Origin of the sequence: Nostoc sp., from assembly GCF_036917935.1 — a bacterium.
Classification (GTDB): domain Bacteria; phylum Cyanobacteriota; class Cyanobacteriia; order Cyanobacteriales; family Nostocaceae; genus Nostoc.
Map to the genome: position 1 here is coordinate 185,818 of NZ_JBALEL010000037.1, position 23,771 is coordinate 209,588.

21 protein-coding genes and 1 tRNA gene are annotated in these 23,771 nt (G+C 42.9%); 11 read left to right on the top strand and 11 right to left on the bottom strand.

Features of this window, described 5'->3' with window-relative positions:
• Positions 1 to 23 precede the first annotated feature (23 nt).
• The 4 genes from V7K62_RS15915 to V7K62_RS15930 all read right to left on the bottom strand — a co-directional run bounded on the left by V7K62_RS15915 (position 24) and on the right by V7K62_RS15930 (position 6,645).
• Positions 24 to 905 carry a hypothetical protein gene (locus V7K62_RS15915; protein ID WP_334865523.1) on the bottom strand — a complete coding sequence of 294 codons (882 nt, stop codon included), beginning with the start codon at positions 903 to 905 and terminating at the stop codon, positions 24 to 26.
• A 255-nt stretch (positions 906 to 1,160) separates the two neighbouring features.
• The gene (locus tag V7K62_RS15920) at positions 1,161 to 1,535 is read right to left on the bottom strand and encodes a hypothetical protein (protein WP_292822832.1); all 375 of its coding nucleotides are present in this window, start codon (positions 1,533 to 1,535) and stop codon (positions 1,161 to 1,163) included.
• Positions 1,536 to 1,563: 28 nt separating this feature from the next.
• Positions 1,564 to 3,288: an ABC1 kinase family protein gene (locus V7K62_RS15925; RefSeq protein WP_334865527.1), complete on the bottom strand. Its 1,725-nt coding sequence runs from the start codon at positions 3,286 to 3,288 to the stop codon at positions 1,564 to 1,566.
• A gap of 669 nt (positions 3,289 to 3,957) precedes the next feature.
• A complete protein-coding gene (locus V7K62_RS15930) occupies positions 3,958 to 6,645 on the bottom strand; it encodes a M1 family metallopeptidase (protein ID WP_334865529.1) in 2,688 nt (895 codons plus the stop codon).
• An 870-nt stretch (positions 6,646 to 7,515) separates the two neighbouring features.
• Between V7K62_RS15930 and V7K62_RS15935 the strand changes: the two genes are divergently transcribed.
• The 4 genes from V7K62_RS15935 (at position 7,516) to V7K62_RS15950 (ending at position 12,009) form a co-directional block, all read left to right on the top strand.
• Entirely contained in the window at positions 7,516 to 7,617 is a 102-nt protein-coding gene (locus V7K62_RS15935; protein ID WP_334866019.1) for a transposase, read from the top strand.
• Positions 7,618 to 8,310: 693 nt separating this feature from the next.
• On the top strand, positions 8,311 to 9,990 hold the full coding sequence (locus tag V7K62_RS15940) for a DUF3352 domain-containing protein (protein WP_334865531.1): 1,680 nt from the start codon (positions 8,311 to 8,313) through the stop codon (positions 9,988 to 9,990).
• Positions 9,991 to 10,127: 137 nt separating this feature from the next.
• Positions 10,128 to 11,048, top strand: a complete 921-nt coding sequence (locus V7K62_RS15945) for a class I SAM-dependent methyltransferase (RefSeq protein ID WP_334865534.1) — start codon at positions 10,128 to 10,130, stop codon at positions 11,046 to 11,048.
• The gene (locus tag V7K62_RS15950; RefSeq protein ID WP_334865535.1) at positions 11,041 to 12,009 is read left to right on the top strand and encodes a PrsW family intramembrane metalloprotease; all 969 of its coding nucleotides are present in this window, start codon (positions 11,041 to 11,043) and stop codon (positions 12,007 to 12,009) included. Before V7K62_RS15945 ends, V7K62_RS15950 begins: the two co-directional genes overlap by 8 nt.
• 72 nt (positions 12,010 to 12,081) lie before the next feature.
• On the opposite strand, the gene V7K62_RS15955 is transcribed toward V7K62_RS15950, so the two are convergent.
• The 7 genes from V7K62_RS15955 to psbD form a co-directional block, all read right to left on the bottom strand.
• Entirely contained in the window at positions 12,082 to 12,954 is an 873-nt protein-coding gene (locus tag V7K62_RS15955; RefSeq protein ID WP_334865537.1) for a 6-carboxytetrahydropterin synthase, read from the bottom strand.
• Between the two features lie 142 nt (positions 12,955 to 13,096).
• Positions 13,097 to 13,798, bottom strand: a complete 702-nt coding sequence (locus tag V7K62_RS15960) for a J domain-containing protein (protein ID WP_334865539.1) — start codon at positions 13,796 to 13,798, stop codon at positions 13,097 to 13,099.
• A gap of 15 nt (positions 13,799 to 13,813) precedes the next feature.
• A complete protein-coding gene (gene cysK, locus V7K62_RS15965; RefSeq protein ID WP_334865541.1) occupies positions 13,814 to 14,776 on the bottom strand; it encodes a cysteine synthase A in 963 nt (320 codons plus the stop codon).
• A gap of 98 nt (positions 14,777 to 14,874) precedes the next feature.
• The gene (locus tag V7K62_RS15970; protein ID WP_334865543.1) at positions 14,875 to 15,312 is read right to left on the bottom strand and encodes an Rrf2 family transcriptional regulator; all 438 of its coding nucleotides are present in this window, start codon (positions 15,310 to 15,312) and stop codon (positions 14,875 to 14,877) included.
• Positions 15,313 to 15,723: 411 nt separating this feature from the next.
• The gene (locus V7K62_RS15975) at positions 15,724 to 17,442 is read right to left on the bottom strand and encodes an iron uptake porin (protein WP_334865545.1); all 1,719 of its coding nucleotides are present in this window, start codon (positions 17,440 to 17,442) and stop codon (positions 15,724 to 15,726) included.
• 766 nt (positions 17,443 to 18,208) lie between these two features.
• Positions 18,209 to 18,490: a 4a-hydroxytetrahydrobiopterin dehydratase gene (locus V7K62_RS15980; RefSeq protein WP_334865547.1), complete on the bottom strand. Its 282-nt coding sequence runs from the start codon at positions 18,488 to 18,490 to the stop codon at positions 18,209 to 18,211.
• Between the two features lie 857 nt (positions 18,491 to 19,347).
• Positions 19,348 to 20,403, bottom strand: coding sequence for a photosystem II D2 protein (photosystem q(a) protein) (gene psbD / locus V7K62_RS15985; RefSeq protein WP_012409998.1), 1,056 nt, complete (start codon positions 20,401 to 20,403; stop codon positions 19,348 to 19,350).
• 355 nt (positions 20,404 to 20,758) lie between these two features.
• On the opposite strand from psbD, the gene V7K62_RS15990 reads away from it, so the two are divergent.
• The 7 genes from V7K62_RS15990 to V7K62_RS16020 all read left to right on the top strand — a co-directional run bounded on the left by V7K62_RS15990 (position 20,759) and on the right by V7K62_RS16020 (position 23,760).
• A complete protein-coding gene (locus V7K62_RS15990; protein ID WP_292769630.1) occupies positions 20,759 to 21,031 on the top strand; it encodes a hypothetical protein in 273 nt (90 codons plus the stop codon).
• 13 nt (positions 21,032 to 21,044) lie between these two features.
• Complete coding sequence (locus V7K62_RS15995; protein WP_334865549.1) at positions 21,045 to 21,722, top strand: ABC transporter ATP-binding protein; 678 nt, start codon at positions 21,045 to 21,047, stop codon at positions 21,720 to 21,722.
• 266 nt (positions 21,723 to 21,988) lie between these two features.
• A complete protein-coding gene (locus V7K62_RS16000) occupies positions 21,989 to 22,540 on the top strand; it encodes an NYN domain-containing protein (RefSeq protein WP_334865551.1) in 552 nt (183 codons plus the stop codon).
• A gap of 144 nt (positions 22,541 to 22,684) precedes the next feature.
• A tRNA-Asn gene (locus V7K62_RS16005) sits at positions 22,685 to 22,756 on the top strand.
• A 24-nt stretch (positions 22,757 to 22,780) separates the two neighbouring features.
• Positions 22,781 to 22,945 carry a hypothetical protein gene (locus V7K62_RS16010; protein ID WP_334865553.1) on the top strand — a complete coding sequence of 55 codons (165 nt, stop codon included), beginning with the start codon at positions 22,781 to 22,783 and terminating at the stop codon, positions 22,943 to 22,945.
• 256 nt (positions 22,946 to 23,201) lie between these two features.
• Positions 23,202 to 23,339 carry a hypothetical protein gene (locus tag V7K62_RS16015; protein ID WP_334865554.1) on the top strand — a complete coding sequence of 46 codons (138 nt, stop codon included), beginning with the start codon at positions 23,202 to 23,204 and terminating at the stop codon, positions 23,337 to 23,339.
• Complete coding sequence (locus tag V7K62_RS16020) at positions 23,293 to 23,760, top strand: AAA family ATPase (RefSeq protein ID WP_334865556.1); 468 nt, start codon at positions 23,293 to 23,295, stop codon at positions 23,758 to 23,760. The genes V7K62_RS16015 and V7K62_RS16020 overlap by 47 nt, the downstream gene beginning before the upstream one ends.
• Positions 23,761 to 23,771 lie beyond the last annotated feature (11 nt).

Consider the following 23,771-nt stretch of genomic DNA (forward strand, 5'->3'; position numbering starts at 1 on the left):
TTTGTAGCTTATATATTGCCCACTTATCGGTAATAAAAATCAAAGTCTTTCAAAGTTACAATTCTTAAACGCAGGAAATTATATAAATACTTAATAATTTTATTAAGTTTAAGTATAGTTCTCTGCCAAATGAAACGTTTGGGGTATTCTAGCTTTGTTTGTTGCTCAAAATATATTGCCATATCCTCCATTTTCGATTCTCCCTTTTTGATTCTGACAAACTCGATTCTATTCTTAAAGAAAGAGATACCCTCCATTGCACTCCATCTAACAGGTAAACCTGCTTTAGCAGCGGCTAAACCTATTGCATTTCCTTCAGAGTCATACAGTCCATTTAACTCACAATAAGATGCGATAATTTCCCACTGTTTAAGAAATTCTATTTCCTTGCCAGAGTCTTTTGTAACTGCAAATAAATATTCATAAACAAAGTTAATATGTTCATTTTCTAGTTCTAGATTTAACTTTGAAGCAGCCTTTTTAGCCACTTTAAACTCTTTTAAAAGTTTGGCATCAGGATTGCCAGCTAGAACCTTAGCATACTTTTTAGGCATGTTTTCGCAACCCCTTGCCGTTATTCCTGGTTTTGAAATCCATTTCAGAACTTGTGGAACTGGCGCCAATATTCGCATATCTGCATCAATGAATATGCATGAATTAAATAGAGATAAACCCTTGGCTATGGCAAACCTTTTGTCATGATAAAACTTAACACTTTGTTGCCTATGCTTAAATGCTAAAACGTTAGGCTGTTGGCTAAAGTCGCTAGGAGAATCAGTTAAAATAACAAAAGAACTGTTAGGCGAATATTTTTCGATATCTTTTGCTAATAACAATGCCAAATCGCGATAGTTCTCACCACACGCTAAAGTACAAAAACAAAATTCTTTTTCGTCTTGAGTCATAGCTTTTTACGCTCCTTCTAATTAAATAAAAATCTTTATAAAAATCCTAACCAAGTCGATTCTACCTAGAGTCATAGTTGTTACCTCTTTAGCAGATATACTGCGGATGCAACTTTCAGTATTTGGATGTAATCTTAACGCAATTAAATCTGGGATTTAGGGACTTACAATAAATAAGCATTCACCACTAGCTAATGCTCTCATTTTTAGTAGAACATCATTGCCGGCGGTGACTTTTGAATTCCCGACTTTCTTTTAAGAAAAAGAATCTAAATCTAAAGATTGCATACCTTCGCGTTCTATAAAGGTCATCATACTTCCCAACTGTAACCAAACCAATAAACAAGTAAACAGACTAATTGGTAAACCGACTCCTAAAGCTAAAGAGGAGGGAAAGCCAAATATCTCTAAGCCTGAAGAGAGAAATAGACAAGTACCGCCAGTTATGCCGATAAATGGTACAAGTAATTGTTTCAGTGAGGAACGCGGTTTAGTATTCTCTGTACGTTCGCTTGGCCATTTCTGGACAATTACTTTCAAAGTACCAGATAATGCCAAACCAGATGTTAATGCTGTCAAAAAGCCAACAAGTAAGAGAAAATAAGGCGGTTGCAGAGGAAAATAGTACATGAAAACTCCAATTTATATTAAAGATTTTTTACTTTTTATTTGTTGACTGGTTCCCAGCAAAAGACCCAAGTGATATAGCTTTTGGGAGGATAGCAGCGGCGCCTTCTCTGGATAAATCTGTTAAAATGCCGATCGCTACATTTAATAAACGATCCGGTTTTAAGTCATCTTTAACCAGGTTCCACACCCGTTGGACATCTTCGGTGTGGAGGCGGTCATCTTCAGTGAGAGCAAGTACCAGCTGTCGGCGCAGAAACTTGCCTTCTTCTGACATTAAGTATTGGAACCCCATCTGGGCTGTGGGCAATACATCAAAGTTGCCATCGCTACGAGCGATCGCAATTAAATTCTCTAACCGCTGCCACTGAAATTTACCATCTTTGAACAACACATTCAATAATCGTCGCCGTAATTCCGGCGATTCCCCTGTCAGCAACCGCCGTGCTATATAGGGATAACCCACTTCCACAATTTTGAAATCGGGGTTAAGGCTAAGGGCAATACCTTCCTGAGTCACCAAGGAACGAATAATCAAAGCAAACTTTGCCGGGACTCGGAAAGGATATTCATACATCAGTTCCGAAAATTCATCGGTAATAGTTTTAAAGTTAAAATCCTTGACATTTTTGCCAATCGCGTTTCCTAGCACCGCTTCTAATGCTGGCACTATCGGACAAATATTCGTATCTGGAGTCAGAAACCCTAATTTTACAAAGTCTTCGGCTAAGTCGGTATAGTCTTTATTCACCAAATGCACTAGCGCATCTACCAGCGTTTCTTTGGTGCTTTCTTCCAACTGATCCATCATGCCAAAGTCAATATAAGCCATACGACCATCGGGCACAGCAAACAAATTGCCGGGATGAGGGTCAGCATGGAAGAAGCCATATTCTAAAAGCTGTTGCAATCCTGATGTAACGCCAATTTCGATGATCGCTTCTGGGTCTACACCTGCTTCGCGGATGCGTTGAGTATCCGTCAGCTTGAAGCCGTCAATCCATTCCAGGGTTAAAACGTGGGTATTGGTGTAGCGCCAGTAAATACCTGGAACTTTTACTTGCGGGTGGTTGCGGAAGTTGCTGGCAAATTTTTCGGCGTTGCGGCCTTCATTAATATAGTCAATTTCTTCAAATAACTTTGTGCCAAACTCGTCCACAATTAAAGTTAGGTCATGACCAAGATTTAAAGGCAACCAAGGAGCTAGCCAACCTGCTGCCCAACGCATCAGATATAAGTCGCGTGTAATTACCGGGTGTAAGTTGGGGCGTTGCACCTTCACGGCGACTTCTTCACCGCTGATCAAACGACCCCGGTATACTTGACCCAAGCTAGCAGCAGCTACTGGGTTAGGTGAGAGTTCGCTAAAACTTTCGTGAATTGGGCGGTCTAGTTCAGTTTCGATAATCTGGTAAGCGATCGCATTATCGAAAGGTGGTAACTGGTCTTGTAACTTTATTAGTTCTTCTAAGAAATCTTTGCGTATCAGGTCTGGCCTAGTAGAGAGGGCTTGACCAACTTTAATAAAAGTCGGGCCGAGGCAGGTGAGCAGTTCTCGCAACTGGATAGCTCGTTTACCCTTGTTCTGCTCAATTTTATCTTGCCATTCGTCCCACTTGAGATTGAGTATAAATCCTGCAAAAGAGGAGATAATTCTCAGGAGTCGCCCCCAGGCTAGCCAGGGACGGTAACTATAGTAGCGAGCGATCGCATCTGGATTATAGAGTTGTAGCTGAGTAGGTTGATACTGACCCACGCCTTTTTTTGCCTCTTCAACTGAAAAATTTACAGTGATTGTTTTTCTTCTGACTCACAAGTTAGTTGTAAGTTCAGGATAGCGGTAGTCTTTTATCTAAAACAACTAGAACTCTACCTTTTGGGGGTAGTGTTCGAGGCGATTTTAGCGTCTGTTACTGCCTAGATTTGTTTATCTTTTTCTTAATTATACTTTATAAAACTACAACTACTTATCCAACTTTTAGATGATTTTATCTTTTCTTAACCATTATTTATAAAAATATAAATATTTACCTGTGTCTGATGTATGAAAATTTGAATTAAATCCGATATTTAAGTAAATTTATTTACCAAGAGTTATATGAAACAGTAGTACTATTACTGTCTTAGTTTTAATCATTTTAAAATTCAGACTGTCTTAGCCACTTATTTAGCTTTGCCTGAATACTTTGGCGATGATCGTCTTCTAAAACACTCGTCTATAATGAAGTTGATAAAACTCAGCAATCTATAAACTGCCCATCTATCTGTTCAGTTTGTTGCAGGAAGAATTGTATCGTTAGGTGGAAGAATCAACCTACGACTCATAACAGAATGATTATTTATGACTGCTATAAATTTGGTAATTGGTAGTGGTTTTGCCACAATTACCAATTACCAATTAGCTACTTTTAATGATCGTGTAGTGCTATTTAGATTTAGCCTCCAAGTTTTCTAAACGGCTTCTCAATTTCTGGTTTTCTTGTTTGAGTTGGTCAAAATCTTCACGCAATTGACGCAGGTTTTTTTCGGAACCAATGTTCTTTTGCACCTTGGAAATTTCTTCTTCAGCAGAGCGACGCACACGCCCATCAGCTGTTTGTTCAGCTAGCGATCGCAAAATCCCCACGGCTTTGGGTGTTTCCATTTGTCCTAATGCTGCGGCTACGGCTACTTGCGTTAAAAAGAAGGTTTCTTTGGCGAGTTCTGTTAATTTTTCTAAAATCCGTTCTAAATTAGCCGGACTTTGACCGACAGAAATCTTTCCTAAAGCGCGAATTGTGGATAAACGTAAGGGTTGTGGTACACCGAGTTTAGTGTATTCGATCAGTAGATTTAAAGCTGTTTCCGAAGTTTTGAATTCAGCTAAACCGGCAACTGCTCCACTCCGCACGACTTCATTCCAACCCGCCTTCTCTTCTAAGACGGATTTCAGCAGCTTTAATACCTTGTCTTCTTTGGGTTTTTCTTCCAAGTTTGCCGATGCGTAGGCGAAGCCCCTCGCAGAGATCGCCCCAATCACACGAGAAGCTGCTGCTTCCACGTAGTAACTGGGATCGCCTTTTTGCAACAGTCCTCTCACAACTTTATAGCTTTCAGCAGTTTTGATTTCAGCTAGTGCTTCCACTACAGATCGTCGCACATAAGCATTTTTATCTTTTAACCCAGCAACTAAGCCATCAAAGGCTTGATCTAAATTAATCTGGGCTAGTTCTTTCGCCGCTTCCACACGCACACCCCACAATGGGTCATTTTTTAGCGACGTAGACAGTGCAATGGTAGCCTCTAACCCGCCTTTTTTCGCCAAAGCTGTTGCTGCATGAATACGTGAAATCGGGTCAGGATCAAATTCTAACTGTGCTTTTAACTCCGCTATTGGATACTCCAAAGCTACTGTTTTTAGGTAATTATTTCCCACATCAAAGCTGATAAATTGGGGCTTATTTTCTAGGGGAAAGTAGAAGCTTTGTTCACGTTCATTCACCCGGACAGTGAAAGTTTTGAGTGCTGTTAGCGGATAGCTAGGGTTTAGCCCGTGCGGAGTGCTGAGTTTTTCATTACTCCTCACTCCTAACTCCTCACTTCTCACTTCTTCCTGTTGCGTATAGCCAAAACCAATAGGTATTTTTAAATCAAACAAATCTTTACTGCCATCTTTACCTTCAGCAGCTTGGGTTTGAGTTACCGTAATTTTTGCTAAATTAGCATCCCCATCCCAAGAGTAAGCTACTTTAAAATCGGGATGACCACCACGATAAACGTATTGGTCAAACAGGAACAAAAGATTACGTCCGGTAGCTTTTTCAATCGCCCTGAGTAAGTCTATTGTTTCGACAGTTTTATGGGCATTATCTTGGACAAATGTTTGGATAGCTTGCCAAAATAATTCATCTCCCAATTGGCCCCGAATCATGTGATAGACACAAGATCCTTTTTCGTAGATGTGGCGATCGTAAAGTTCAATAGCTTCTCGGTAAATGTGCGTTACCATCGGCCGGCGATAACGGCTGCTATCTTCACTTAAGTAACGACGAGCTTCCAATAAACGATAGTAAGCTGCTTCTTGGAGACTATATTCTTGTTCTGTCCACATCACCTCAGAGTAAGAAGCCATCCCTTCTTTAATCCAAGCATGAGACCAATGCTTAATCACCACCAAATCACCAAACCACTGGTGCGCGAGTTCGTGAACGACTAAAGCTTCGGTGTTGCGGTTATCTAAGGCGGCGCGTTCATCCAGCAAACATCTATCTGTTAGCAGTGTTGTGGATGTGTTTTCCATGCCGCCAAAGATGAAGTCATCGACGCAAACTTGGGCGTATTTCGGAAAAGGGTATGGATAACCATACTTTTGGCTCAAAAATTCGATCATCCGGGGAGTTTTTTCCATGCTGCGTTTAGCATCTTTCTCCCGTCCCTTTTCTACATAGTAGGTGACTTGTTTACCCCTCCAATCATCCCGAATTTCAGCAAAATCACCTACTGCTAAAGTCATCAAGTAGGTAGGATGAACTTGTTGCTGTGACCAATGATAGATTTTATAATCACCATCTTCTGTAGTGTCAATTAATTCGCCGTTGGAAATCGCCACGAGAGGGTTGGAAACACGGACACGAATTTCCGAAGTAGAGAGTTGTCCTGGATAGTCAAAGCAGGGGAACCAAAAGCGAGAGTCTTCATCTTCGCCCTGAGTCCAAACTTGAGTAGGCTTGTTTGGGTAGTGCTTATCTGGTTGAATAAAGTAAATACCGCGTTGCGGTTTTGCCACTGAGTAAGCGATCGCAATCAGCAAGCGTTTACCAATCTGAGTTACCTCAGAAAGTTGGATGGAAAGCTGTTCACCGTCATAGTCAAAATTTTGTGGCACTTCGTCCACCTGCACAGACTCGATATTTAGGTTCATAGCATCCAAAGTCAAACGAGCAATACCATTACGGATTGGCAAGAGGCGAATGCTACAACTGCCCTGATAGCTTTGCTTGGGAATATCCAAGCTGAGATCGAGAAAAATATGCTCTACCTGTCCGGGGCGATCGGGGTTGTAGTGTGGTCTTGCTCCCGGTAACTCAAAAGGTTTGTGTCCGTTATTATCTGTATCAAAATAAGACTGCAACATTGATGCTTACTGACCTTGTAATCCTGAAAAGTCTGGCTTGGCTGGATGTAGTTAAGAAAAATAGCGGTATCTGATGTATTTCCCAAATCAACAGGGGATTATGGAGGTGAGAACTCCCCTTTGGGATTGAGGGATTGAAATTAATCTCACTCGAACTTCCGAAGGTCGGCAGCCGATCCTGGGATTTTTTTCCATATTCCTCCCGTACTTACTTTTACTGATGTTTTGCACTTTTTTGTCATTAAGTCAAGAGTCTCTTGTACCTCGATGAATTCTCATTAAGTACAAATACTCCTAATTATTTTTATAACTTAGGATAGCTTGCTGCTGTTGAACACGCTATTTCGTTTAAGATGAACAGAATATCATTTGCAGATTCGCTCCTCATCTGGTTGAAGTACTTTTGAGAGTAATTTTAGACCGTTAATTTGTCGGATTACTAATTTTATCAGTAAATACCAACTGAAGTTGAGACTAAATACAAGATACCAGTTGTCTAAGAGTAGAATAACCGGGTTCTGTCTCCGTAAAAACTCTCGTACTGGCAAGTCCCCGTAAAGGTCGATAGAGGGAAGGCTTGTAGATTAACGTTGCACTTGCTAAATCTTCTTAACTCCTTTAACAAATCGGCGATCGCTAGCTTGGTTGCTGCATAGATGGACTGCGAGATCCAACTGCGATCGCAATCCTAAATCATTTGTAAACAATCATATCCCCTACTTCTTAAGATAAGTCCGGGATCTAAGCCTTGTGATTTTCACAAATCAGATAGGATTGCTATATCTTTCATTTATACAAACACCATTTTTGGTGAACAATCACCTTTAAGTTGGATATTTGCTGATTGGGATATGACATTTAGCTGAGAATATTTGTGTCTGGTCTAGCTCTTACTATGTTGCCTCAACTGGTGGCGCACCGATTGAAAAAGTGAAACAGTATATTCAATCCCAAGAAGCGCGAATAAAATAATTGGAAATTGCTCAAATCTTCTCTGTCCTGTCTGAACACAGTTCAGAATCTGTTGAGAGGTTTTCGCAATTTCCCACTATTCATCCCCACCCGATGAGTACATTGACGGTGGGGACTTTCGCGTCGGCGTTAAATGATGCATGTCTTAAGCAACAATTTTCAGCAAGCAGGAGATAGATTTGGTATTGAAGAAGAATTCAGAAGTCAGAATCAAGACGCTCACGGACTCGCTACCGCTGCGCTATCAGTGAGGGATGTTAAGACAGTTAAGTAATATTTACAAAAATTCTGTTGATTAGCCCGACTCTCAGCATAATCTTAAGTACTATTACTTATTAGCAAAAGCTCTATAGCCTTAACATCTCACCATTAGACCTCTTGCATAAATCAAAAATAAAGAACCCCACCCCGCATTTGAGTAAAGCAAACGCTCCCCTCCCGAAGAGCGGGGAGGGGTTGGGGGTGGGGTGTTATGGACTTTTGCAAGAGGTCTAATGTTTCCTTTCCTCTTCCCCCTTTTTTCATATTTTTAAGTGTATGGCTTGTCAACGAGCGTGCTGCTGAATCCATTTGTCATGGGTTAGTCTAAAATCCAGTGGCGATAGATTAGCGGAAATTATAATTAAATCCGAAAACTCTACAGTGACACTTGTATAAATCTCGGTGACAATCTGAGCAAAAGAGGATAACAAAATGCCTGAAAGTAAATCAAAATTTCTCATTCCTGCTGTTGGTGCTGCTGTAGTTGTTGTAGTAGGAAGTATAGCGGCTTATACGTATTTTAAAGGCCCATCAGGAGGTAGTTCAGATGCTCTAGGCAGTGCTAAAGTAGTACCTTCAACAGCATTGATGGCAACTTATATTACTACTGATTCTGAAGCTTGGGCAAAGTTACAGCAGTTTGGCACTCCAGAAGCACAAAAGTTAGTGGCAAAAGGTCTGGAAGATTTCAATAAGCAAATGTTTAGTGACAGTAACGTTTCTTATGAAAAAGACATAAAGCCTTGGGCTGGCGGTGTCATGATTGCTGTACTGCCACCAAATCCGGTGAAACAGGCACAGTTAAACGTGCCCTCTGGGGCACCTAATATACCAACAAATTTACAGCAGAAACCGAATATACTGATAGTGGTGGGAATCAAAGACAAACTCAGTGCCTTGAATTTTGCTAACAAATTGAAGTCACAAAAAGGGGTGAAATTACAGGAATCTGACTATCAAGGTCAAAAAATTATCGAAACTACACAAAATGGCAAGCCGACGTATAGCGTAGTTTTAAATAATAGTCAGTTGGTATTAGCCCCCGAAAAACAAGCTGTAGAAAAAGCAATTGACACATTTAAAGGACAGTCTTCTTTTGCCAGTAAAGAAGGTGCCAGCAGCATTCTGAAAGGAGTGGATGTCAAAAACAGCCTCGCCCAAATTTATGTACCAGATTATGCCGGGATGGTACAGCAATTAACAGCCGGAAGTCCGCAGGCAAAGCAGTTACCCCCACAAACCCTGACGCAACTGAAGCAGATAAAATCTGTGGTAGCGGGTGTTGGTGTTGATGATGCGGGAGTGCGGGTAAAAGCGATCGCTAACTTAGATCCGCAATTAAATAAATTTCAGTATCAATCAAGTCCTGGAAATATAGTCGGGCAATTTCCTGCTGATACCTTTGCTCTGATTAGCGGAAATGGCATCAGCCGTGGTTGGGAAGTACTAGTAGAACAGTCAAAAGATTATCCAGAAATGAAGCAAGCTCTGGAACAAGCGCGAGGACAACTGAAATTTGTCAATATAGACCTAGATAAGGATATTTTTGGCTGGATGAATGGGGAATTCGCCTTTGGTGCGATTCCATCAAATCAAGGGATATTAGCGAGTGTTGGTTTTGGAGGTGCTTTAGTATTTGATACTAGCGATCGCAAAACCGCCGAAGCCACCTTAACAAAATTGGACACCCTTGCCAAAACTCAACACATCAACGTCGCCAACAGAAATATCGGTGGTAAAGACGTAACTGAATGGCAAATTCCCCGACAAGGAGCTTTATTGGCACATGGTTGGCTAGATCAAGATACTCTATTTGTCGCTGTTGGTGGCCCAGTTGCTGAGGCAATCAGCAATGGCAAGAATCCATCTCTTGACACTAGCGACGCTTTCAAAGCCGTGACTGGTTCTTTGCAAAAGCCCAACGGTGGCTATTTATACCTGGATATGGATAAAACTAAAACTGTGCCCCTGATCAATAGTTTTGTATCATCTAACGCCGATACCATCACCATCCTGAATTCCATTCGTGGTATTGGTTTTACCGCCACTAGCCCCAATAAATCCACCAGTGAATTAGAGATGTTGTTAGCTCTCAAGCCGACTACAAAGTAGGACATTGGGCATCGGGCATTGGTTATTCTCCCCTGCTCCCCACTCCCCATTCCCCAGAATGTTTTTCAATTTGCATCTAGACTGGCCTCCAGCAACTATGTCATAAGTAGAAAAGGCTATTAAATGCAAACTGATTTATGACCGCTGCTGTAAAAACTAATCCTGGTTTAGCTTCCCGTTTGGTAAATGGCATACTGGCAATCCAGCCTTTAGCTAACCTAGCCAAGCATCAAGCTAGACAAATGATGATTAAACGCGCCGAGAGAATTGGTGTGCCTTGGATGCAAGAAGTGGAAACATTACAAGCGCGTGATTGGAAGGCTGATCTAGCTCAAGTAGAAAATCCTCAGCTTTCTTACCCAGAATACTATTTGCGGCCATTCCATGCCTACGAAGGTGGAGACCTCAGTTGGAAAGCCGCTTGGGAGCTAGAAGTTGCTGCTCGTACTGTCCATGCCGGAATTTGGCAGGATGCTGGAGCACAAGGAGATGCTAAACTGCGCCAAAGTTACCACGATATCCTCAAAGTGCAAATCCCCAATCAACCCCAAGACATCCTAGATTTGGCCTGCGGTGTGGGTTTGAGTACATTTACCATGCAAGAAATTTATCCCCATGCCAAAATTACAGGCTTGGACTTATCTCCCTACTTCTTAGCCGTTGCCAATTACCGCGCCCAACAACGCCAAGCTAAAATTAATTGGCTTCATGCTCAAGCGGAATCTACCGGGCTACCCGATGCCTCTTTTGATTTAGTTTCCATTTTCCTGATGTGCCACGAATTACCCCAGTCGGCAACCCGACAGATTTTAGCTGAAATGCGGCGCGTGCTGCGTCCAGGTGGCTATTTGGCAATCATGGATATGAATCCTAAATCTGAAGTTTACAAGAAAATGCCAGCCTACATTTTGACTTTGCTCAAAAGTACTGAACCGTATTTAGATGAATATTTTGCTTTGGACATTGAGCAAGCTATTGTTGAAGCGGGTTTCCAAACTCCCACTATCACCAACAACACCCACCGTCACCGTACAGCAATCGCTCAGGTGAGTGGTTGATTTATCTCTGTTGTTGTGGGCAGTAATACCACCCTTGCTGCTGCTAGGCTACTACTACTGTCGGGTGCCATTTGCCCCACCTCTGTTAAAGTTACTGATGTTCTTTATCATCGGGGCAATATCTGGGATCTTAGCCCTTAGCCTCGAATGGGTTTTTGAAACTGTAGCGAACTCTTTTGTAGACTGGCAACAGATCAAACGTTGGCTTCCTGGTATAGCCTTGCGGCAGCTTGTGGAGGTAGGCACAATTGAAGAAGGCTGCAAGTTGGCTGCGGTTTTTATCCCAACCTACTATCTGCAACGCAAATATCGATTACTTCACTCTACGGTTTTCCTCTTCACCATAGCCGTTGCCCTTGGATTCACTGCCGAAGAAAACTGGATTTACCTTTTCCACGATACCGGATCAATTTTTGAACGTACTATCGGCACGCCTGTCCATGCTATGTTCTCTGCGCCTTGGGGATATGCTTTAGGAATCTATATTTCCTCTAAAAATCGTTTAAATCAAGACAAGAAGTTTATTTTTAGGGCTTGGCTAAATTCTGTAATCTGTCATGCCCTAGTGAATGTCCTATCTAGTGCTTGGGGCTACTCATTACCCCTACGTTTCCTGAGTTATGGTTTATTTCCATTTTTGTTGTGGATGTTTTGGCGACTGGAACAATTACTGCGAAAAGTGCAAGGTAAACCTGTAATTACCCTGATTTGGGACCGTAAACCCCAGCGCCGTTACTGGCAGAGGAGTTTAGTGCTGTTTGCCCTCGTGCTGGGTGGAAATGCTATTTTTGGTCTGTTTCTCTTAGTCAGGACTGTTAGTCCTTTGAGTCCGTCAAAGCTTTTTGACACTTATATTTTGTGGTTTATATTTAGTCGCTTTTTACTAAATCTCTTTTTTGGAGTTTTAGCTTGGGGCATTTATCGCTATTTGCGACATTCCGCCCGTCGTCGGTATTTTTAACTAAAACGCCCTGTGAACAGGGCATTGGGATGATATAAATTCCCTATGTCCTATGCCGAAATTTTAAATTAGCTAAACTCGTGCTAGTAGTGGCTGATTCACAGATGCACTGGCTGAATTTGATTCTGACTCAGTACAGTAGATTTCACAGGAGTTATTAGGACTTTCAATCAGCTTCACTTTGTAAAGTTTAGCTCCCAATTCCTGAATAGGCGATCGCACTAAATTACTAATGTAAAGTGCGATATTCTCAGCAGTGGGAACAACTTCGGCAAAGTAGGGAATATCTTTGTTTAAAAAGGTGTGATCGAATGGCTCTACCACATAATCTTCTACCACTTGATTCAGCGCACCTAAATCAATAATCATGCCAGTACGCGGATCAATTTTACCTTTGACAGTGACTTCTAGATGATAATTGTGTCCGTGACCGTTGGGACGAGCGCATTTACCATAAATCTCAGTGTTTTCTTCGTTACTGAGGTTAGGATGAGCTAGCCGATGGGCGGCGCTAAAGTGAGTACTGATGGTGAGGTAGGCTTCCATTGCGTTTCCCATATAATCTGCCCAAAGTTCAGGATGTTCAAATAACTGCACACGGGCTAGAGGCAAATGGGGTGCTAACCGCTGCCAGATAATCCGTGCAATATTCTCAGTGGTGGGCAGAGTTTGTTGAAATTCTGCCCACACATCGTTGAGATAAGAGAAGTCCAATTGACTGGTAACTTCCCGTTTAATTACGTGTTTCACATCAGACAAGTTCAGCACCATGCCATATTCATCCAATTCCCCGGCTAGGGAGATAAATAAGACATAGTTATGCCCGTGTCCCGGAAATCTAAATCCAGCACCAAATTTTTCAATATTCTCGGCTTCACTCAGTTCTGGCAACCAATAACGATGACTTGCTGAAAACTGGGCGCGGCGATTAACAATACATTGCATGAGTACACTGGGAGCAGAATTTAAAATTTCTTAATCTTTTTCTGTTTCCAGCATAAACTAATTCCTAAGTTATGTGTCATTCGTCCTTAGTCATTAGTCATCCATAAAAATTGACCCATACCCCATACCCAATGCCCAATGACTATGTAACAGACGCTTGTGCCTCACAGTGTAATCCCGTAGCTATGCGGAATAGTTCTTGACCTGTGTGCAAATAACGCTCATCGTAGCTCAAAGGAAAATAAGCCAACTCTTCGAGTCCATCTGCTACTTGATCGAGGCTGTAGTAAAGGTGAGCGGCTGTTCTTGCTAGGCTAGGCGGATTCGGCAGGGAACGAAAAGTAATTTGTGCCTGCTTGAGGTCATCTCGACAGGTTTGTAAGTATTCCTGAAATTCATCTAACAACTGATCATCAAAGGGATCAGCCGCTAATTGATCCATTTGTTCTTCTAACGAATAAAGAATAGTACAAAGCAAGCGATTAACTGGTTGGTAAACTTGGCGCAGCCATTCTTCAACTTGCTCGTCAACATCGCGTCCGGTTTTTCGTCTTCTCTGGTAATGCTGTTGGGTTGATGCTGTACGCTGTTGGCGATCGCTATTTAATTTTTGGGAGTCATCTTGCAGTTCTTGGTCATAATTGCGGCGATTTTGGTTGTCGCCTAAGACCTCATAAGCTGCATTGATGCGGATAATCTGCTCGCGATCGGCTGTTTCCTGATTAGTGTCAGGATGAAACAACTTAACCAAGCGGCGATAAGCTTCCTTAATCTCCGCAAGGCTGGCACTTGGACTAACTTTGAGAGTTTCGTAATGGTTAGAAACGTGGTTATAATTGACCATTAATTCAATGTATCGTTAACTAACGCTAGCGGTTAACCTTGCCTCTAGGTCTTGGAACAACGGTGTACTCAAATACCTCTCACCAAAACTCGGCTGAATCATCACAATTAAACGTCCTTTGTTTTCTTGACGTTGGCCTACGCGAATTGCTGCACATAAAGCGGCACCACTGGAAATGCCAGATAGTAGCCCTTCTTCTTTTGCCAAACGGCGACTGTAGGCGATCGCTTCTTCATCGGTGACGGTAATCACTTCATCAATTAATTTTATCTTTAATACTTGGGGAATAAACCCAGCACCAATCCCCTGGATTTTGTGGGGGCCTGGTCGTCCTCCAGATAAAACTGGGCTATTGGCTGGTTCAACAGCGATCGCCTTGGAATTAGGCTTGCGTGCTTTAATCACTTCTGCTACACCAGTGATCGTACCACCTGTACCGACTCCTGCCACAATTATATCTACTTGTCCATCAGTATCTTCCCAGATTTCAAGTGCAGTAGTTTCCCGATGCACTTTTGCATTGGCTGGATTGCGGAACTGTTGCAACATATAGGTATTTGGTGTAGTATTGACAATCTGCTGCGCTCGCCCAATTGCCCCACTCATGCCTTCCATTCCTGGTGTTAGTTCCAGTTCTGCCCCATAAGCCCGCAACATTGCCCGACGCTCTCCACTCATCGTCTCTGGCATTGTCAAAATTAATCGATAACCCTTAGCTGCTGCTGCCATTGCTAAGGCAATTCCTGTGTTTCCAGAGGTGGGTTCTACCAATACTGTCTTAAGAGGAGTAATCAGCCCCTCCTCCTCTGCGGCGTTAATCATACTCACCCCAATTCGGTCTTTAACTGATGCCGATGGGTTCATACTTTCCAGTTTCACTACAATTTCCGCAACACATCCTTCTGCTTGAGGAATGCGGTTCAACCGCACTAGGGGTGTACGACCAACCAGTTCTGTAATGTTACGAGCTATTCGCATAATTTAGTCCTTAGTTATTAATTGTTAGTTATTAGTCATTTGTCATTAGTCATCAACAAATGACCAATGACAAATGACTAATGACAAATGACTCTTGACTAAATGTAGTACATGATATCCAATTGCCGCCGCGAATCTCGTTTTTCACAAAGATCCTGGAGCGTATATTTTTGTAACACTGAATTTGCCGCGCGACTTGCTTCTTGCCAAATTTCTTCTATAACTGAACTGTCTACCGTTTTGGAATGAACGTTTTCTTCACCAGCCCTCGCCTCTAACCCTTCTAAACATTCCAAAATCTCAAAAAGGATGATTTTCCGGGGTTCTCGCGTTAACAGATAGCCACCTTTTGAACCACGCTGACTTTTGACTATACCGCCACGCCTCAAGGTTGCTAGTAGCTGTTCCAGATAGCGATCGGGTATGTTTTGTTGGGCTGCAATTTGTCGAATTTGCAGCGGTTCGCCACTTTCGTAATGAGCGGCCATCTCTAATAAGGCCAGAATTGCGTATTCCGATTTACAGGATAGTTCCACAAGCTGCAATAAGTTAGGGATTAGGAATTAGGAGTTAGGAGTTGAGAGTCATTCAATTTGAATTTGAGATTTTTCCTTCAATCTAAAATCCCAAATTCGTCTTGGAAAGTCTAAAATTATTGGCAGAGTTAAAATATTACGCAATATGTAACTTTATCCAGCCAACCGTTATTAGAAAAGCTCGCTCAGAAAAAGTTGCTCACGGCGTAAGTCAGTTTTAAAGTGGGCATTACAATGACCACCCTACTCTGATCTATTTATATAAAACCCCCCATAACTCATAACTCCTAACTTTTCTAGTATACTCCGGTGAAATACTGGGGTTTATCCATTACTGTTACTAAAAACAAAAAGCCCCGCCTGATGGCGGGGAGAAATAGAGTTCAAAATTGTCAGTGGATAGTCAACACTCTAGAAGGTGAAAGTTGTTCTGAGCGTACCGATAATCGCATCATCGTTATTGCTGTTTTGACCAGGAGAGGTCAACCAAATTACGCCAGGGGTAACAGAGATGTTATCTGACACACGATACTTGTAGAAGCCTTCAAAGTGATAAGGTATATCATTACCAGCAAAACCTGGGCGGTTAAAGGCATAGGGTTCTGCACCAGCAAATACACCTAAAACGTTACCCTTTTTACCGAAATCAGGTAAGGCTACCCCAACACCATAGCTCCAAGCTTCATAATCATCACCTGCACCGAAGCCGGTGACATCGTGATAAGAGACGAAGCCACTAACTGACAGCTTGTCGCTAGGTCTAAACGCAGCCGACACACCATAGGAATTACTTGAAGATGCATTTGTGGTACTTAAAGCGTTAGCTTGTCCAGTACCTACTAAAACCTCTCCAAAACTGTTATCTGACGTGGAACCTGAGTTGAATAATAAACCACCTGCGGCACTATATCCGTGGACATAGGTAGCAGCTAAAGCCAAGCGATCGCCAACACTAAAGTTCAACTGTCCGAGAGCAGCATAGTCGCCGTTGGTCAGACCTGAACTAAGAGCAGGATTATTGGCTTCCGATGCCAAGTAACCCGCAGTGATTGAGCTATTTCCCAGGATACCGCCACCTTTACCAAGGGGTAGATTGAGTGCTATACCAGCACCGCCACCAATCCGATAGATGGGACTTTCAGAAGCAAAGGTAGATAAAGCGCCGTTACCGCCGTCAGTGTTATCGAAAAAGTAGGGGTTATTGACAGCAGCATAATGGCTGTGTCGTCCGCCACTAGCTGCGAGGTAAACTTGGGCTGGGCCTATAGGAGCTTCATAAGTCAAACGATCTATCTTGACACTGTTGTTACCAGTGCTACCGACTTCAAACGTTTGTGTGCCTTCAGCAGTATTGATAGCAGCACCACCATTATCCACTAGTGAAAAGGCTTGTGCATTACCAGCAGCAAGACGTGTGTGCAAAACGTCTCTACCAGTGAAGCTGGTTTGCAAGTCCAAACGTACCCGATCTTGGAAGACGGTATTGTTAGCATCACCAGTATTACCGCCAAACACATCAGTAACACCAAAAATGGCTTCACCGACTAGTTTTGTAGTAGTGGAGAACTGATTAGCTTCCAATTCAGCAGTCCGCGCTTCTAGGGAATCTACGCGACCGCGTAGGGTTGCCAATTCTGCGGAAAATTCTTCTTGCAACCGTTGCAAGGTAGCTAAATCTTGTTTAGTCACCAAGTCAGCTGTTGCTGTGGCAATCAATTCGTTAACCCGATCCAAACAGGCATTCAAGCCGGCAGCAAATTCATAACGGGTCAAAGCACGATTACCGCGATAAGTGGCATTCGGATAACCTGCAATACAACCATAGCGCTCAACCAAGGACTGCAATGCTTGGAATGCCCAGTCGGTGGGTTGTACATCGGAAAACTGAGAAACCGATGTTACTTGAGACTGAGAGTTATTTTGGTTGCCTTCGTTGCTGTAGCGATTAACTTGATCTATCGTTGTTTGAGCCAATATTTCTGGCTGTTGGGCAACTTCAGTTACACCTGCTTGTTTAGCTGGTGATACTGTAGTTGTGCTTGGAGCCGCCATTGCTGTTGTCGAAACTAACAATGTTGCTCCCAAAACTGCTGGGCTAACCACTAAGGATTTCCATAAGAGATTAGACATCTTTCCTTTACTCCTCACACCTTGTTTAGATAATTGGCTTCGTTGCACCTAATTCTCAAAAATGCGACATCTCATTGAAACCTTTGGATGAAGCATAGTAGCCACTACTACAATTTTAGTTTTTGCAAAGCTAATAAACGATTAACTTGGGGTTAAAAACTTATGTGATTAACTTATGCAAAAACATATCTTTATATCATAACATTATAAAACATCTGATCTAGATGGCAAGATTGAAGCGATCGCCTTAATAACTGTCACACATACTTATCTAAATATCTAAGCAGGGAGTATGGTTTAGGTCATTCGCTCCCTAATTGGCTAAATTGCTACAACCTTTAGACACTTAGCAGTTTGTCATAAAAAATCACTTCTTGCACTTAGCCCTAGTATAAATCTCACGCCAATTAGAACACACTGGCTCGGCTATACAAAGCGTAGGCAAAGCCTTTCCGCAGGGTAAGTAATACCATATTTGGGATTTTGGATTGGGAACGCGAGTACGTCTCGTACCGAAAGACTTATTGGTAATCGCTTTGAGTGTTCCATCTGTCGTAATCATTGTTCAAATTGGTATAACCAAAAATCAATCAAACCATGTTATGCCATATAAATTTCATTAAATTGGATCGTAGTAAGCGGCTCCAGTCCTGAGAATAAGCCTGGCGCCGCTTACTACAATCCTTTAATATAATTCACGCTTACCTCCTTAGTCCGTATCGCGGTGACTTCCAGTCGTCTGGTGCAAGATGTTAGAAAAAATTACTTAGTTGATTTCGGAAATCGCCCGTGCTACATCAAAGTCTGGCTGCGTCAACCCGCCTGCATCATGTGTTGTAAGTATAATCTTCACTTTGTTATAGGAAATCTCTATATCTGGATGATGTCCTGCTGATTCAGCCGGCTCCACCAGCTTATTGACAAACTCAATTGCTTGAATAAAATCTTTGAATGTGCGGGTAATGTGCAACTTGGAGTCTTCAACAGTCCAATCTGACAGAACCTTTGCCTGCTCTTGAATTTCCGCTTCGGTTAGTAGTTGTGCCATATCAAAAAATTCCTACTTATATATTTGTTACATTTTGCATCTAACAAAGGCAAACCCCTTTTGTTCTCCAGAGAGAAAGTATGGGAGCATAGACTAAGGCATAATGCGTGTGTGTATATTTAAAATGAGACTTGGTAGATAGACGCTATTGCTCACATCTAGTCAAACTCCAAGGTTTAATGGAAGATATTTTTCTTTTTAAAAAACTTAAATGCATTGGCTTTGCCCGCACTTCTCTACGAGACGCTGCGCGTAGCTTGCTTCCACGTTCGCGTAGCGTGCCGTAGGGAAGTAGTACGACAAAGCTCAGTTACCACCGCAGCCATCGCCATCTAAATTTTCAAAAGTAACTAATAAAAATCACCCCTAAAAAACTATCCGCTCTGATTTAGATCAGATGATCTAAATCAGAGCGGTCTAGCGGGTCTTCAGGTTGCAACCAGACTGCCGGAAGGAACTCCGAGCTTGCCTAGCTACTTGAGCTAACTTAGTATCTCAAAGATGACTAAGGCTAACTTTTAGAGAACAGCCCCGGCACACAGCCGGCTAACTGCAACCTGATGACCCATGGATGTACTACTTTCTATCATGGGCATCACCTCCTTATTGCCTAAGCGGTCTTAGTTTCAAAAGGGCAGAGGATTTACTCTGGGTTAATAACCTTTACCTAAGATAACACATAATTTAGAGATATTAACGATATACAGAAAAAATCTCCCACCTTTTGGTGAGAGATCGCTAGAGAATGGGGAATATAGACACTTTATTGGATTCTCACAAGGAGATTATTTAATCCGGATGGTGTCAAATTTTCGGCAATCACACCCCTAATTCAGGGTATGCTCGGTTTTTAATTCTTAGAGAGCGTTACCGCGAGGTAGAACTTCCTCAGGGAATACAAATTGTTCGTGGGGTTGATCTTGAGGAGCCATCCAAGCGCGGATACCCTCGTTCAGCAAAATGTTTTTGGTATAGAAGGTTTCAAACTCTGGGTCTTCCGCCGCCCGTAATTCTTGGGAGACGAAATCATAAGCCCGCAGGTTGAGTGCTAAACCGACGATGCCGACGGCGCTCATCCACAAACCTGTGACTGGCACGAACAACATGAAGAAGTGCAACCAGCGCTTGTTAGAGAAAGCAATCCCGAAAATCTGTGACCAGAAACGGTTTGCCGTCACCATTGAGTAGGTTTCTTCCGACTGGGTGGGATTGAAGGCGCGGAAGGTGTTAGCACCATCACCGTCTTCAAACAAGGTATTTTCGACTGTCGCTCCATGAATGGCGCACAATAAAGCACCACCCAATACACCCGCAACACCCATCATGTGGAAGGGGTTGAGTGTCCAGTTGTGGAAGCCTTGCAGGAATAGCAGGAATCGGAAAATTGCCGCTACGCCAAAGCTGGGTGCAAAGAACCAGCTTGATTGTCCCAAGGGGTACATCAGGAATACGCTGACGAATACTGCAATCGGGGCAGAGAAGGCGAGGGCGTTGTAAGGACGGATACCTACTAGACGCGCAATTTCAAATTGCCGCAACATGAAGCCAATCAAACCGAAGGCTCCGTGTAGGGCCACAAATGGCCACAAGCCACCCAATTGGAACCAACGGGTGAGGTCGCCTTGGGCTTCTGGGCCCCACAACAGCAATAGGGAATGTCCCATGCTGTCGGCGGGGGTGGATACTGCCACTGTCAGGAAGTTAGCACCTTCTAGGTAGGAGGAGGCTAATCCGTGGGTGTACCAAGAGGTGACGAAGGTTGTGCCGGTCAGCCAACCGCCTAGTGCTAGGAAGGCGCAGGGAAATAATAGTATCCCTGACCAACCTACGAATACGAAGCGATCGCGCTTGAGCCAGTCGTCTAGAACGTCAAACCACCCTCTACTGGGGGCACGTCCAACTGCGATGGTCATTAGAGCAAATCTCCAAATGTTTATAAGTACAGGTTGTATCTGTATTATAGATGGCTATATAAAAGCCCTCCATAAGCAGAAAGTTAACCGGGTTGTTAACCAAGTTTACAATTTTTTACACACCTTTAATAATATTAGGTGTAAATCGCTAATTTTTCTAGGGGATTTGTCATAAAAATTAATTTTTGATCCAGAAGAGGTAGATAAGACAGGGGGAGCAGAGGGGAAAGAGGTAATTTTAATTCTCCCCCTTGCCCCCTGCTCCCTGCCCCTCTGCCTCTTCCAATGCCCATTTCCCTAGAATCAGTCAGCTGACGCTAAAATGAGTCCTACAGTTAAATTTGATTATTGCTAAATGTTTACCATCGATTTAAGCATCAGAAACACTGCTTTCCCGATCTCAGTACAACGTAAGTCAGCAGAGGATGCTGAGGCTGTCTATCAGCTAATTTTGGCAGCAATCCGTTCTGGGAACCCTGACATTGTAGAACTCAAGTGCGAGGGCAAGACAGAGAAAAAAATTGCTGTCCGCGCTAGTGAAATTTCTGGGGTGCAGATTTTTCAGAAAGATGGTACAACCCCTGGCGGTGCCAGACCACCTGGCTTTTTCGCTGTAGCTGCTGAGTAACCAAGGTTGACAAATGGCTCAAGTGGGCATTGAGGTCAAGGATTTAAATTTCAGTTGGCCTAATGGAGAGAAAGTTATCGAATCTTGCTCTTTAGAAGTACCCAAGGGTGAGTTTTGGATGCTCTTGGGTACAAATGGGAGTGGGAAATCAACGTTACTTAGGCTGCTGGCGGGGTTATTAGCTCCTGAATCGGGCGAAATTCGGGTTTTGCACCCCGTTGGCTTTGTCTTCCAAAATCCGGATCATCAACTGGTGATGCCAACGGTTGGTGCTGATGTGGCTTTTGGATTGGTGGAAGAAAAGTTACCACCTGCTGCTACCAGAGCAAGAGTTGAGGAGGCGCTAGGGGCGGTGAATTTGCTTACCCTCCAACGACGGCCTATCTATGCACTCTCTGGGGGACAGAAACAGCGAGTCGCGATCGCTGGTGCGATCGCCCGTCGCTGTGAAGTCTTATTATTAGATGAACCCACTGCCTTACTAGATCCAGATAGTCAGTTGGATTTAGTTGCTGGTGTCCGTCGCCTTGTCAAAAGTCGAGGTATTACAGCCCTGTGGGTGACACATCGATTAGATGAGTTAAATTACTGTGACGGCGCTTTCTTGCTAGAAAAAGGCTCTCTGGTAGATAGGGGTGAAGCCCAACGCCTCAAACAGCGTCTGATGGAGGTAAACAGCGAAGCCTCCTAATTGAGTGCTGAGTGCTGAGTAAAATTCATTGCACGGGCTAAACCCTACGTATCCGCTAACAGCACTCCTGAACACTACTAAAAAAGAACTGCAACGCGCCTTTTAAACAAAGGCGCGTTTTAAGTTGGTGCGTCTGTCTGAGGTTGGAGTTTTGTGAGGCTGCCGTATTTTTTATTCTGTGTAGCATAGTGTTACAGACTATGCATCAATTATTATAAAACTTATGAATGAATTTTGTTAACTCTAGAAAATTGTGATTAAAAACCATGCCCCGTTCCTTACTCCAAGCCGTTTTGTTAGTGGACGGCTACAATATCATAGGCGCTTGGCCTTGCCTTAAAAAAACGCGTGATAGCGTTGGATTAGAGGCAGCACGGGGCGAACTTGTGGAAGCGATGACTGGTTATAGTGCGTTTCAAGGTTACACAACTCAGATAGTTTTTGATGCCCAATATCAGAACACCTCTAGTAATAAAGAAATGATTACTGAGCTTTTATCTGTTTATTACACTGATTTTGGGCAAACAGCAGATACTTATATTGAAAAATCCTGCGCTTCTTTTCGCCAGCAAATAGCCCAATCTTTGATTTCTCGTGTGATTGTTGCTACATCAGATCGGGCACAGCAGTTGATGATCCAAGGGTATGGGGCTGAATGGTTGTCGGCACCACAACTCTGTATGGAAGTGGAAACCACCGTTTGCCGAATGCGACAAAAGTATCATACGCGCAAACAATCGAAGAGTAGGTTTTTAGCTAATGCCATTGATGCTAAGGCGCGACAGCGTTTAGCTGAATTACGAATGGGATTACAGTAGATATTTAGTATTTAACAGTCTCTGCTTAAGTTCCTGAATAGATTTTGGCTGCAAAAATTCTCTAAATTAACTATCTAAAAAAAATATTGGCGAAAGTACTTGCCAAATACTATTTTTAGCCCTAAGATTATAAATCGTGAGTGGTCCTCAGTAGCTCAGTGGTAGAGCGATCGACTGTTAATCGATTGGTCGCTGGTTCGAATCCAGCCTGGGGAGTTTATCAATTTTGGATTTTAAATTTTGGATTCTAGATTATCCGTCAGAGATTTATGGTCGCTTGACTCGACTGTGACTTTTCTGAATCATTGGTCTTTTGGTGCTTGTCCGAAACAAGTGCTGGAATTTCAACAAGGATTGCGTAGACGCATTCGCAAAGCGTCTCGTAGAGAAGCGGCTTGTCGTTAGACATCGCATCAACGGTCTGTTTTGCACTTGTAGCAGTCAACATTGGCCCATTTGCCAAATAGATATTTTCTCAAATACCACGTTTAAGGCAAGAGACGCGGTAAATCGCCTAAGGCAAGAGACGCGATAAATCGCCGTCTCTACAAATCGGTACGGCGATTTATCGCGTCTTTGCGATCTGTAAAGACATTATGGGACTAGTGGTATTGTTTTAAGTGATTGCACTTAAATTGCTGAAACTAGGATAACGCTTTACATGACTTCTGGAGCGCTGCCTGCCAATCCTTTTGTGGCTGCGGGGATGATTGAAGATCCCAGGCTGTTTGTCGGTCGTAAGGATGAACTAAATGCGATCGCATCTCGGAATGAAGGGCGATCAGCCTACAAGTATTAATATAGTTGGTGACAAGCACATTGGTAAATCTTCGTTGCTGTATTATTTCCTTCGGACTTGGGAGCAGCGAGTATTACAAAACACCAATCGTTATGTGGTTGTTTACTTACCGTTACGGGGTGTAGATTGCCAAACTGAAACGGGTTTCTATGAGGCTGTAGCCGAAGGTTTACTGAATCACGTTCCAGGATGGCAACTACAACTACAAAATCCTTGGAAGAGTAAACTGCTGAATCGTCAAGCATTTTCAGATGCGGTGAAGGAATGGAAACAGCAAGGAAAGCTACCTGTTCTCTGTCTGGATGATTTTGAAAGCCTTTTGAAATATCCTGATAAATTCGATAATGGATTTTATGACAATTTGCGATCGCTGATGGATAGCAACGCCTTGACGCTAGTGGTGGCTTTCTGTGCAATATAATATGTTTTGAA